General features: G+C 78.4%; 1 pseudogene. It reads left to right on the forward strand.

Annotated features, from left to right (window positions below):
* Window positions 1–213, forward strand: a pseudogene (locus C6N31_RS45455) (hypothetical protein); the annotation flags it as partial.

The raw sequence follows: 213 nt of genomic DNA on the forward strand, positions 1-213 counted from the left end.
CGCCACGGTCGTCGGGACGCGAGCCACCACGCGGCGGGCCGTCACGACGGTCGCCGCTCGGGGGACCGAAGCGCGGACGGTCACCCTGCGGGCGGTCGTCACGACGGAAGCCACCACGGTCACCGCTGCTGGGCGGGCCGGAGCGCGGGCGGTCATCGCGGCGGAAGCTGCCGCCACGGTCGTCGGGACGCGAGCCACCACGCGGCGGGCCGT

Origin of the sequence: Streptomyces fildesensis, assembly GCF_016107395.1 — a bacterium.
In the GTDB taxonomy this organism is placed as follows: Bacteria; Actinomycetota; Actinomycetes; order Streptomycetales; family Streptomycetaceae; genus Actinacidiphila; species Actinacidiphila fildesensis.